The 11,676-nt window shown below is 74.3% G+C and carries 10 protein-coding genes; 4 read left to right on the top strand and 6 right to left on the bottom strand.

Going from position 1 to position 11,676, the window contains the following annotated elements; all coding sequences use genetic code 11:
* Nucleotides 1-98 precede the first annotated feature (98 nt).
* Together AB0C84_RS41220 and AB0C84_RS41215 are read right to left on the bottom strand one after the other, a co-directional pair.
* Nucleotides 99-419, bottom strand: coding sequence for a MerR family transcriptional regulator (locus AB0C84_RS41220; protein ID WP_361077058.1), 321 nt, complete (start codon nt 417-419; stop codon nt 99-101).
* Between the two features lie 115 nt (nt 420-534).
* Nucleotides 535-972, bottom strand: coding sequence for an Hsp20/alpha crystallin family protein (locus AB0C84_RS41215; RefSeq protein ID WP_179844136.1), 438 nt, complete (start codon nt 970-972; stop codon nt 535-537).
* A gap of 256 nt (nt 973-1,228) precedes the next feature.
* Between AB0C84_RS41215 and AB0C84_RS41210 the strand changes: the two genes are divergently transcribed.
* Nucleotides 1,229-2,557 carry a serine hydrolase domain-containing protein gene (locus AB0C84_RS41210; RefSeq protein WP_361077055.1) on the top strand — a complete coding sequence of 443 codons (1,329 nt, stop codon included), beginning with the start codon at nt 1,229-1,231 and terminating at the stop codon, nt 2,555-2,557.
* Nucleotides 2,558-2,573: 16 nt separating this feature from the next.
* Here AB0C84_RS41210 and AB0C84_RS41205 read toward each other — a convergent pair whose 3' ends face one another.
* Nucleotides 2,574-3,515: a threonine/serine dehydratase gene (locus AB0C84_RS41205; protein WP_258944073.1), complete on the bottom strand. Its 942-nt coding sequence runs from the start codon at nt 3,513-3,515 to the stop codon at nt 2,574-2,576.
* Between the two features lie 180 nt (nt 3,516-3,695).
* Between AB0C84_RS41205 and AB0C84_RS41200 the strand changes: the two genes are divergently transcribed.
* A complete protein-coding gene (locus tag AB0C84_RS41200) occupies nt 3,696-4,859 on the top strand; it encodes an FAD-dependent monooxygenase (protein WP_361077052.1) in 1,164 nt (387 codons plus the stop codon).
* Here AB0C84_RS41200 and AB0C84_RS41195 read toward each other — a convergent pair.
* Together AB0C84_RS41195 and AB0C84_RS41190 are read right to left on the bottom strand one after the other, a co-directional pair.
* A complete protein-coding gene (locus AB0C84_RS41195; protein ID WP_361077061.1) occupies nt 4,840-6,078 on the bottom strand; it encodes an RNA polymerase sigma factor in 1,239 nt (412 codons plus the stop codon). The two genes, AB0C84_RS41200 and AB0C84_RS41195, sit on opposite strands and share 20 nt — an antisense overlap.
* A gap of 135 nt (nt 6,079-6,213) precedes the next feature.
* Nucleotides 6,214-6,567 carry a YciI family protein gene (locus AB0C84_RS41190; RefSeq protein WP_258944075.1) on the bottom strand — a complete coding sequence of 118 codons (354 nt, stop codon included), beginning with the start codon at nt 6,565-6,567 and terminating at the stop codon, nt 6,214-6,216.
* A gap of 267 nt (nt 6,568-6,834) precedes the next feature.
* Between AB0C84_RS41190 and AB0C84_RS41185 the strand changes: the two genes are divergently transcribed.
* Nucleotides 6,835-7,734, top strand: a complete 900-nt coding sequence (locus AB0C84_RS41185; protein WP_361077049.1) for a helix-turn-helix transcriptional regulator — start codon at nt 6,835-6,837, stop codon at nt 7,732-7,734.
* Between the two features lie 20 nt (nt 7,735-7,754).
* On the opposite strand, the gene AB0C84_RS41180 is transcribed toward AB0C84_RS41185, so the two are convergent.
* The gene (locus tag AB0C84_RS41180; RefSeq protein ID WP_361077046.1) at nt 7,755-8,315 is read right to left on the bottom strand and encodes a dihydrofolate reductase family protein; all 561 of its coding nucleotides are present in this window, start codon (nt 8,313-8,315) and stop codon (nt 7,755-7,757) included.
* Between the two features lie 139 nt (nt 8,316-8,454).
* On the opposite strand from AB0C84_RS41180, the gene AB0C84_RS41175 reads away from it, so the two are divergent.
* A complete protein-coding gene (locus tag AB0C84_RS41175) occupies nt 8,455-11,667 on the top strand; it encodes a BTAD domain-containing putative transcriptional regulator (RefSeq protein WP_361077043.1) in 3,213 nt (1,070 codons plus the stop codon).
* Nucleotides 11,668-11,676: the final 9 nt, after the last annotated feature.

The raw sequence follows: 11,676 nt of genomic DNA, 5'->3' as shown, positions 1-11,676 counted from the left end.
TGCCGGTGACGATCGGTGGCTGATGCTGGCCTGGACCCTGGCCTGCCTGGTCTCGTTCGCGACCGCCTTCGCCCTCCGGCGTGCCCGCCCCCGGGACGTCAGGTCGCGGAGCCGGGGCCCGCGGCCAGCCGCCGGGCGAGTTCGTCGCGCTCCCGGGTCAGCTCGGCCACCTCGTGCTGGAGCTCGAAGATGCGCCGGATCGCCGGCAGCGTCATGCCCTCGCCCATCATCGAGACGACCTCCTGGATGCGGCCGATCTCGTGGCGGCTGTAGCGGCGCTGCCCGCCGGTCGAGCGCTGGGGGGACACGACCCGCTGGTCGTCGACGCGGCGCAGGAACGCCTGCTGGACGTCCAGCATCTGCGCCACCTGCCCCACCGTGAACAGCGCGGCGTGCTCGTCGTCGAACGGCAGGTTCATGGGGGGCCTCCTCGGCGCCGGTGCGGTTCCGGCGGACTGCCGGACCATGCGGGCGGCCCCGGCCCGCGCGGCACGCCGAGGGCCGCGCGAGCCGGGGCCGCCCGGACGTCGCGCGTCAGTTCCTGATCGCCTTCCGGCCGCCGTCGGACTGCTGGACGGCCACCTTCCGGGGCCGCGCCCGCTCCAGCACGGGGATGCGGACGGCGAGGACGCCGTTGTCGTAGGCGGCCTCGATCGCCTCGGCGTCCAGGTGCTCCGACAGGTAGACCCGGCGGGTGAAGGCGCCCATCGTGCGCTCGCGGACGAAGACGCGCTCGTCCTCGCCGAACTCCTCCTCGCGGCGCGCGGTCACCGTGAGGACGCCGCGGTCGACGGTGACCTCGATGGAGCCGGGGTCGACCCCCGGCAGGTCGAACCGCAGGACGACGTCGTCGGCGCGGCGGATGCCGTCCATCGGCATGCCGGCGCCGCCCTGGCCGGCGGCCTGCCGGACCGCCCGGTCGAACTGCCGCTCGAACTCCTGCACGAACGGGTCGATCGACGTCAGCAACATGGTCCATCACCTCCGAAGACCTCGGCGCCTGGCTGAGCGCCGATTACCTGTTCCTCGCACAAGAGGAAACTTACAAGTCCAGTTATAAGAAACCGGGGAGCCGATGTCAAGCTCCTGTCGCCGCGACGTCCGGTGGCACGTGTCGTCTCCGACCCGTTTTGGTGGCTCCGGGGCCGCTTCCACCCCCGAGGTGAGAGAGTGGATGATCTAGAAGAGGCTCCTTCGGGAACGCGGTCGGCGCGGAGAGACGGGAACGATGGCCAGAGGGCTGGGACGGCTGACGGGGCGCGGCGCCGTCAGGGGCGCCGCCGCGGGTGCGGCGCTCGTTCTGACGTTGGCGACCGCCCAGGTCGCGGCGACGGCGGCCGGGCCGGACGTGGGTCCGTCCGCGATCGCCACGGCGCTGCCGCCCACGGTCCCGTTCGATCCCGCCAAGCTGCGGGCCACCCTGGACGCCACGCACGACGCCGGCATGTACGGGCTGTTCTCCGGGGTCCGGGACGGACGCACGGCGTGGGACGGCGCGGCCGGTGTCGCGGACGTGCGAACGGGCCGCCCGGTCACTCCGGGCATGCGTCAGCGCGTCGGCAGCATCACCAAGTCGTTCGTCGCCACCGCGATCCTCCAGCAGGTCGAGCGGGGCCGTGTCGACCTCGACGCCCCGGTCGGCCGCTACCTGCCCGGCCTCGTTCCGGGACGCTACGGCGAGCAGACGACCGTGCGGATGGTGCTCGACCACACGAGTGGCATCGGTGACTACGTCTCCGCGGCGTTCCCCTCGCTGCGGGAACTGTCGGCCGACAGCCTGGACGAGTACCGGTTCCGCAGTGTCCGGCCCGCGCAGCTCATCGCGTGGGGGTTGCAGGCGCCGCGCACGGGCGAGCCGGGGGAGCGCTGGTCGTACTCCAACACCAACTACATCATCGCCGGGGAACTCCTGGAGAAGGTGACCGGGACCAAGGCGGAGAAGTACATCACCCGCAACGTCATCCGCAAGGCCGGGCTGAAGCACACCTACTTCCCGTCCTCGTCCTGGATAGCGGGCCCGCACCCGCGGATGTACGAGTCGCTGTACCAGCACGTGACGCCGCCCCGCGACTACAGCGCCTTCGACATGAGCTGGGCGTGGACGGCGGGCGCTCTGGTCTCCACCATGGACGACCTCAACCGCTTCTACCGCAGGCTCCTCGCCGGCGACCTCATCGGGCCGGAGGCTCTGGCGCAGATGCGGCGGACCGTCCCGGTGAAGGACGCGGACGGCAACATCCTGATGAACTACGGCCTCGGGCTCTACTCCCTCGACCTCCCGTGCGGGACGTTCTGGGGCCACGACGGCGCGGTCTTCGGCGCCGGGACCCAGTCCCTGACGTCCGCCGGGGGCGAGCGGCAGATCTCGCTGGCCTTCAACCTGATGAAGTACCAGCAGCTCAGCGCCAGCGGCACGCCCGTCCCGCACCCGATCGACAACGCGCTGGCCGCGCACGTGGTGGAGGCGCTGTGCGGCAGCCGGCCCGCGACCGGCACGGCCCGTCCCGCCGCGCAGGTGCGGTTGCTGCCGCTCCAGGCCCTCCGCGCCGACGGATGAGGCGCGCCGGAGGGCGTCAGGCCAGGTCGGACGGGTCGGTGTTGGCGCCGCACAGGACGACCACGACGCGCTCCCCGGCGGACGGGCGGTAGGCGCCGCAGCGCAGCGCGGCCACGGCGGCGGCCGTGCCGTGCTCGACGACCAGGCGGTACTCCTCCCACACGAACCGGCGCGCCTCGATGATCGCCTCGTCGGTGACCAGGACGGACCGCGCCCCGGTGCGGGAGGCGACCGCGAACGCGATCTCACCGGCCCGGGACGCGCCGAGGGAGTCGGCGGCGACACCCGACACCTCCACGTCCACGGGACGTCCGGCGTGCAGGGCGCGTTCGAGGGTCGGGGCCGTCACGGGCTCGGCGCCCACGACGCGCGCCCGCCCTTCGAGCGCGGCGGCGACGCCCGCCATCAGCCCTCCGCCGCCGACCGCCAGCAGGACCGTGTCGGCCTCGCCGCCGGTCTGCTCCAGCACCTCCAGGCCGAGCGTGCCCTGGCCTGCGCACACCTCCGGCAGGTCGTAGGCGTGGCAGAACAGCGCGCCGGTGTCGGCGGCGCGCTTGGTGGCGGCGTCCTGCGCCTCGGCGTACCGGGTGCCGACCTGCACGACCGCGGCGCCGAGGGCCCGCAGCCGCGCGACCTTCACCGCGGGCGCCGTCTCCGGCACGTACACCTCGGCCGGGACGCCCGCCCGCGCCGCCGCGTACGCGAAGGCCAGCCCCGCGTTCCCGCCGGACGCCGCGACGACGCCCGCCTCCGGAAGCCGCCCCTCCTCCCGCGCGGCGAGGATGTGGTTGAACGCACCGCGCGCCTTGAACGACCCCGTGTGCTGGGTCAGTTCGAGCTTCAGCCACATCCGCCCGGCGGGCGCGAGCGGCTCCGGCTCGACCTCGATGATCGGCGTGCGGCGGACATGGCCCGCGACCCGTTCCGCGGCGGCCTGGACGTCTGAGCGATCGATCACCGGTCTCCCTCCGTGGCATCAGTACCCAACACCAGTTTGGGACATGACCACCGATCGGGCCACCCGGCCCTGACCGGTCGAGCACGCCTCCGTCAGCGGCTCGTGCGGGGTTGGTCAGCGGGCGCGGCGAGTCTTCTCATCGGCGCGGGAGACACGTCCCGCCGGACTAGGGAGGTCCCCATGAAGAACGTCCTCATCTCGGGTGCGAGCATCGGCGGCCCCGCGCTGGCGTACTGGCTGCGGCGGTACGGGTTCGGCGTGACGGTCGTGGAGGTGGCGCCAGGGCCGCGGGCCGGCGGGCAGGCGATCGACGTGCGGGGTCCGGCGCTGGAGGTCGCCGAGCGGATGGGCGTCCTCGACAGGATCCGCGAGCAGCGCGTCGAGATGCGCGGCATGTCCATGGTGGACGGGGACGGCAACGAGCTGTACCGCAGCGAGGAGTACACGGTCACCGGCGGCGATCTGGACAGCCCCGACGTGGAGATCCTGCGCGACGACCTGTCCCGGATCCTGACGGAGGCGGCCGGCGACGGCGTCGAGTACCTGTACGGCGACTCGATCGCGGGGCTGGAGCAGGACGGCGCCGGCGTCCGGGTGATCTTCCATAGCGGGCTGATCCGCACGTTCGACCTGGTCGTCGGCGCGGACGGCGCGCACTCGGCCACGCGGCGGCTGGTGTTCGGGCCGGAGAAGGACTACCTCACCCACCTCGGTACCTACCTGGCGGTGTGGACGGCCCCGAACTTCCTCGGCCTGGACCGCTGGCAGGTGTTCCACCAGGTGCCGGGCAGCAGCTGGGGCGGCGGCGTGATGAGCGTCCGGGGCAACGAGGAGGTCCGCGTCTACCTGGGGTTCGAGTCCGAGCGGCCGATCGAGTACGACCACCGCGACATCGCCGCGCAGAAGAAGATCATGGCGGACGCGCTGGCCGGCGGCGGCTGGGTGCTGCCCGAGCTGCTGGAGGCGATGTGGGACGCGCCCGACTTCCACTTCGACTCGATGGCGCAGATCCGCATGGACTCCTGGTCGAAGGGGCGGGTCGTGCTGCTCGGCGACGCGGGCTACTGCGGGTCGCCGCTGTCCGGGCAGGGCACGAGCATGGCCATGGTCGGCGCGTACGTGCTGGCCGGGGAGCTGAAGGCGGCGGGCGGCGACCACCGCGCAGCGTTCGCGAACTACGAGAAGGAGCTGCGCGGGTACGTCGCCGCCAACCAGGAGCTGGCGCTGACCAACAAGGCGCGGGTCGAGGCCCAGCGCAACGCCGAGATGGGCGCCGAGACCGAGGCCGTCGACTTCCAGGACTTCGGGGAGATCGTCGGCTCGTTCACGGTGCGGGACTACTGAGCGAGGCGGCGCGGTCCAGCAGGACCCGGCGTTCGGGCGCGTTGCGGGTGAGCTCCGCGGCGCGCTCGAACTGCGCGCGCGCCTCCTCCGGGCGGCCGAGGCGGGCGAGCAGGTCGCCGCGGACGCTCGGCAGCAGGTGGTAGCCGCGCAGGGCGGGCTCGTCCACCAGCGCGTCGGCGATCTCCAGGCCCTTCTCGGGGCCCTCCGCCATGCCGACCGCCACGGCCCGGTTCAGCTCCACGACGGGGGACGGCGCGACGCGGGCGAGGACCGCGTAGAGGGCGGCGATCTGCGCCCAGTCGGTGTCCTCGGCGGTGAGCGCCTGTGCGTGGCAGGCGGCGATCGCGGCCTGCAGGACGTACGGGCCGGGCGGCTCCCCGATCCTCTTCGCGCGCAGCAGCGCCTCGAACCCGCGGTGGATGAGGAGCCGGTCCCAGCGGGCGCGGTCCTGCTCCGGCAGCGGGACGGGCTCCCCGGACGGCCCGGTGCGGGCCCGGGTGCGGGACGCCTGGATCTCCATCAGCGCGACGAGCCCGTGCACCTCGGGCTCGCCGGGGGCCAGCTCCGCGAGGACCCGGCCGAGGCGCAGCGCCTCGCGGCACAGGTCCGTCCGCACCCACGCGTCGCCGGCGCTGGCGGCGTACCCCTCGTTGAAGACGAGGTAGACGACCTCCAGCACGGACGCCAGCCGGGCCGCGCGGTCCGGTCCCTCGGGCACCTCGAACGGGACGTTCGACTCCGACAGCGTCCGTTTCGCCCGGACGATCCGCTGCGCCACGGTCGCCTCGGGGACGAGGAAGGCGTGCGCGATCTCCTCGGTGGTGAGGCCGCCGAGCATGCGCAGCGTCAGCGCGACCCGCGCCCGCGCGGACAGCACGGGGTGGCAGGCGGTGAAGATCAGCCGGAGGACGTCGTCCTCGATGCGGTCGTCGTCCGGAACGTCGATCTCCTCGGGCGGCGCCTGGGTCTCCAGGTCGCGGCCGATCTGCTCGATCTTGTCGTCGAGCCGCCGCAGCCGCCGGATCCGGTCGACGGCGCGGCGCTTGCCGACGGCCATGAGCCAGGCGCCCGGGTTATCCGGGACGCCCGACTCCGGCCACTGTTCGAGCGCGGCGACCAGCGCGTCCTGCGCGAGTTCCTCGGCGAGCCCGATGTCGTGCACCATGCGGGCGAGACCGGCGATGATGCGCGCGGCCTCCAGCCGCCACACCGCGTCGATGGTCGCGTGCACGCCCGTGCTCCGCGCGGGCGCATCTCGCGCCCCGGGCTCGTCCGATGCCGTCACGCCGCCGATGAGAGCACCCGCACCGGCCGCCGCGCAAGCTCGGCGGACGCCCGCCGGCCCGTTTCGGGGTCAGGCGCCGGGGATGTCTTCCGGCCCGAACACCTGCTGGATGACGCCCTCGCCGTCGCCGACGATCGCCCAGAACCGCTTGGACAGTTCGATCGCCTCCTCGCGGGTGCCCACCTCGATGAGCGCGAACCCGACGACCGTCTCCTTGGCCTCGGCGAACGGGCCGTCGAGGACGGTGACCTTGCCGCCGGACGACTTGATCCGGGTGCCGCCGGGCTCCAGCCCGCCGGTGGCGAGAAGCACCCCGCTCCGGGACATCTCCTCGATGAACCTGCCCATCTCCGTCTGCAGCTTCTCGTCCGGCGGCCCGGCGGGGGCGGAACCGTCGTCGGTCGTCATCATCAGGAACCGCATGTCGTCTCCTCTGTTCACCGGCCGGGCCCTCCCGGCCTGTCACGAACGCGTCGAAGAAGGTGTGACCGGATCGACATCCCGGCCGAAATCTTCCGGATTTTTTTCCTGCCCGTATCGTGCCAGGTCACGGCGCTGCCGGACCGGACACCACCGTAGATACGCCGAGATGCCCAGCAAAGAGGACATTCCGGACTAGTGGGCAAGTGACTCTCCAACGAGTAACTTCATCCGGTGGAAAGTTTTTTCGCGCGTCGAGGAGGGCGTCCCATGGGAGTACCGGCGGACGACCGCGCCCGGGTCGCCCAGGACCACCGGACGGCGGGCCCGACGGTGCTGCGGATGCTGGTCGGCGCGCAGCTGCGCCGCTACCGGGAGGCCGCCGGCATCTCCACCGAGGCCGCCGGGTACGAGATCCGCGGCTCGCACTCCAAGATCAGCCGGATGGAGCTCGGCCGCGTCGGCTACAAGGAGCGCGACGTCGCCGACCTGCTGACCCTCTACGGCGTGACCGACCCGTCACTGCGCGAGCCGCTGCTGGAGCTGGCCGAGCACGCCGGCGCGCCGGGCTGGTGGCAGCCGTTCGGCGACGTGATCCCGTCCTGGTTCGAGCCCTACCTGGGGCTGGAGCAGGGCGCGGTGCTCGTCCGCGTCTACGAGGCCCAGGACGTCCCCGACCTGCTGCAGACCAGGGACTACGCCCGCGCCCTGATCGCGGCCCGCCACCCGGAGGCGGGGTCCGAGGAGATCGAGCGGCGGGTGGAGCTGCGGATGCGCCGTCGCCGCGTGTTCGAGCGCCCCGACCCGCTGCGGCTGTGGGCGGTGCTGGACGAGGCGACGCTCCGCCGGACGGTCGGCGGCCCCGCCACGATGCGCGCCCAGATCGGGCATCTGATCGAGATGACGGAGCTGCCGCACGTCACGGTGCAGATCGTCCCCCTCGCCTCGGGCGGGCCCGCGGTGGAGGGCGGCCCGATGACGCTGCTGCGGTTCGCCGAGCCCGAGCTGCCCGACGTGGTCTACCTGGAGCACCTCACCAGCGCGCTCTACCCGGACCGGGCCTCCGACATCGCCCGCTACCGCGACGCCCTGAACCGCATCGGCGTCCAGGCCGAGCACCCGGACCGCACCCGGGCGATCCTTCAGACCGCCCTGGCCCGGCTCGCCTAACCGCCGCGCCGGGCCGTCCCCTACCGCGCGGTGGGGACGTAGGTGGCGATGATGACGCCGGTCGTGAAGACCTTGGTGTCGGACAGCTCGAACGTGGCGGAGAACTCGTCGGCGTTGAGCAGTTCGTCGGTGCCGCGGGGGCCGACGAGCACCGGGTGGATCCACAGGCGCAGCTCGTCCAGCAGGCCGTGCTCGACGAGCGTCCGCGTCACCGGTCCGAATCCGTACTGCAGGATGTCCTGGCCGTCCTGCTCCCTCAGCTTGGTGATCTCGGCGACCGCCTCCGCCCGCGGGATGGCCGTCGTGTCGCCCCAGCCGGGCTTGCGGAGGGAGTCGGACACGACGTAGTGGGGCAGGCTGTTCATCCGGACGCCGAAGTCGCCGGTGGCCTCCTCCATGGCCGGCCAGGCCTGGGAGAAGCCGTCGAACGTCTTGCGTCCCATCAGCACGGCGCCGCAGGAGAACAGCAGCTCCCTGGCGTAGGCGGCGGCCTCGTCCTGGAAGTAGGCCGAGGTCCAGTTCTGCGGGTTCTCGATGACGCCGTCGAGCGACACGTACGTCGAGTTGATGATCTTGCGCATGGTCTCCTCCGTCAGGGTGATCGTTCGCCTTCCGGCGCGGTGGGACCACTGTGCGCGAGAGCGTTTACCGCATCCTTACGCTTCCTTTCCGGCGGCCGCCCCGAGGCGCCGGCGGACGGGTTCGCATTAGGGTCGGAAGATGCGATTCGGGCTGCTCGGGCCGCTCGCGGTCTGGACCGACGACGGCGGGCTCGTCCCCGTGCCGGGGCTGAAGGTGCGGGCGCTGCTGGCGGACCTGCTCGTGCACGAGGGCCGTCCGGTGCCCGCCGACCGGCTGGTCGACGACCTGTGGGGCGACGCGCCGCCCGGGAACCCGATGGGCGCGCTGTCGGCGAAGGTGTCGCAGCTGCGCCGCGTCCTGGAGGACGCGGAGCCGGGCGCGCGGGCGCTGGTGGAGTCGCGCCCGGCCGGATACCTGCTCGCCGCGGCCGCCGAGCAGGTGGACGCGCGCTGCTTCCGGTCGCTGGTCGAGCGGGCGCGCGGGGCGGTGGAGCCGAAGGAGAGGGCGGCGCTGCTGGCCGAGGCGCTCGGACGGTGGCGCGGGCCCGCCCTCGCCGACTTCCGGGACGAGGAGTTCACCCGCGCGGCGGTGGCGAGTCTGGAGGAACTGCGGCTGACCGCGCTGGAGGAGCACGCCGAGGTGCGGCTGGAGCTCGGCGAGCACGGCGTCCTGGCGGGCGAGCTCGGCGGCGCCGTCGAGGAGCACCCGCTGCGCGAGCGGCTGAGGGCCGCGCACATGCGGGCCCTCTACCGGGCCGGACGGCAGAACGAGGCGCTGGAGAGCTTCGAGAGGTACCGGGTGCTGCTCGCCGACGAGCTGGGCCTGGACCCCGGATCCGAACTGGCCGAGCTCCAGCGGGCCGTCCTGCGGCAGGACCCCGGCCTGGGCGGGCCCGCCGCCGCGCCGCCGCCGCGCCCGCGGTCGAACCTGCCCGTCCCGCCGACCGAGCTGATCGGGCGGGACGGCGCCGTCCGGGAGATCCGGGCCCGGATCGGCACCGACCGGCTGGTCACGCTGACCGGCCCGGGCGGGGTGGGCAAGACGCGCCTGGCGATCGAGACGGCGGCCGGGCTCGCGGACGCGTTCGGCGACGGCGTGTGGATGGCGGAGCTGGCGGGGCTGGAGCGCTCGACCGTGCCCGACCTCGCGGAGGTCGTGACGGCGATCCTCGACATCCGGGACGCGCCCGGCGCGCCCGCCGCGGCGCTCGACCGGCTGGCGGCGGCGCTCGGCGCCCGGCGGCTGCTGCTCGTCCTGGACAACTGCGAGCACGTGGTCGAGCAGGCCGCCGAGCTGGCCGGCCGGCTGCTGCGCGGGGTGCCCGGGGTGCGCGTGCTGGCGACGAGCCGGGAGCCGCTCGGCCTGCCGGGCGAGGTCGTGTGGGCCGTCCCGCCGCTGGACGTGCCGGGCCGCGGCGACGACCCGGCCGCGTCGAGCGCGGTCCGGCTGTTCGCCGAGCGGGCGCGGGCGGCGTCGCGGAACTTCCGGCTGGACGGGGACACCGCCGGGCCGGTCGGGGAGCTGTGCCGCAGGCTGGACGGCATCCCGCTCGCCCTCGAACTCGCCGCGACCAGGGTGCGGACCCTAGGGGTCGAGGGCCTCGTCGAACGGATCGACGACCGGTTCCGGCTGCTGTCGTCCGGGCACCGCGGCGCCCCGGCCCGGCAGCGCACGCTCACCGCGGTGATCGACTGGAGCTGGGACCTGCTGACCGGGCCGGAGCGCGCGGTGCTGCGCCGGCTGTCGGTGCACGCCGACGGCTGCACGGCCGACTCGGCCGAGGCGGTGTGCGCGGGCGGGGACGTCCCGGACGCGGAGGTCCTCGACGTCCTGGTCCGGCTGGTCGACCGCTCGCTGGTCGTGATGACGGAGCGTCCCGGCGAGGGCCCCCGGTACCGGCTGCTGGAGTCCGTCGCCGCCTACGCGGCCGCGCGGCTGGCGGAGGCGGGGGAGACGCGGCGCGCCGAGGCCGCGCACGGCGGTCACTACCTGGCTCTGGCCGAGCGCGCGGCGGACCTGCTCACCGGGCCCGAGCAGGCGCGCTGGATGGCGAGGCTGGACGCCGAGGCGGCGAACCTGCGGGCCGCGCTCGACGCCGCCGGGTCGGCCGACGCCGCGTTGCGGCTGGTCAACGCGCTCGCCTGGTACTGGTTCCTGCGCGGGCGGCTGACCGAGGCGCTGCGGTCGCTGGAGGCGGCCCTCGCGCGGGACGGCGGCTCGCCGGACCTGCGGGCCCGCGCGCTGACCTGGCGGGCGGGGCTGGCCGTGCTCAAGGGCGCCCCCGGCGACTGGAAGGCCCGCCGCGACGAGGCCCTCGCGCTCGTGGACGCCACCGGCGACGACCGCCTGAAGGCGTGGGCGCGCTGGTTCCTGACGTTCGCCCGGGCCGAACTGGACGACACCGGCGAGGGCGCCGCGCGGCTGGAGGAGGCGCTCGCGGGGTTCCGCGCGTCCGGCGACCGGTGGGGCGAGGCGGCGGCGCTCGTCCAGCGGGCCATGCACGCCCACGCGCGCGGCGAGCCCGCCGCTCTGGAGCGCGACGCCGGGCGGGCCGCCGTGCTGTTCGGCGAGGTCGGCGACCGCTGGGGACGGCTCCAGGCGGTGGAGTGGCTCGGCGGGCTGGCGGAGCTGACCGGCGACTACGACCGGGCCGAGCGGCTCCACCACGAGGCGCAGCGGATGGCCGAGGAGCTGCGGATGTGGCCGGACGTCGCCATGCGGATGGCGTGGCGCGGCTGGATCGCCTACCTGCGCCGCGACCACGTGTCCGCGCGGCGGCTGTTCGGGCGCGCGCGCCGGGTCGCCGTGGAGCAGGGGTTCGCGCCCGCGGTCATGTTCGCCGACATCGGCCTCGGGCTGGCGGCGCAGCGCGAGGGACGGGCGGAGGACGCCGAGGACCGGCTGCGGCCCCTGCTGGCGGCGGCCTCGCCGGAGGAGTTCCCGCCCCTGTACCTGCCGATGATCCAGACCGGGCTGGGGCGGGTGGCGGAGGCGCGGGGCGACGCGGCGTCCGCCGTGCGGTACCAGCGGGACGCGCTGGCCGTCGCGATCAGGCTGGCCGCGCCGCGCGACCTGGCGGGCGCCCTGGAGTGCCTGGCCTGCGCGCTGGCCCTCACCGGACGGCACGGGGACGCGGCGCGGGCCCTAGGGAAGGCGGCTGCGGTCCGGGAGGCGGCCGGCGTGCCGCCCGGCCCCGTCGAGCAGGACGACATCGACCGGGCCGCCGCGCTGATCGGGGACGAGGCCGGGCCGGACGCGTTCGCCGCGGGCGCGGCCCTCGATCCGGTGGAGATCCTGCGCCGCGCGGAGAACGTCCCTCCGGAAGGCGCATCCGTATGGGCGGACCGGTAGGGCGCGGAC

Source organism: Actinomadura sp. NPDC048955 (assembly GCF_040649435.1).
GTDB lineage: Bacteria > Actinomycetota > Actinomycetes > Streptosporangiales > Streptosporangiaceae > Spirillospora > Spirillospora luteofluorescens.
Note: the sequence above shows the minus strand (reverse complement) of the source record. Positions and strands in the feature narration are given on the sequence as shown.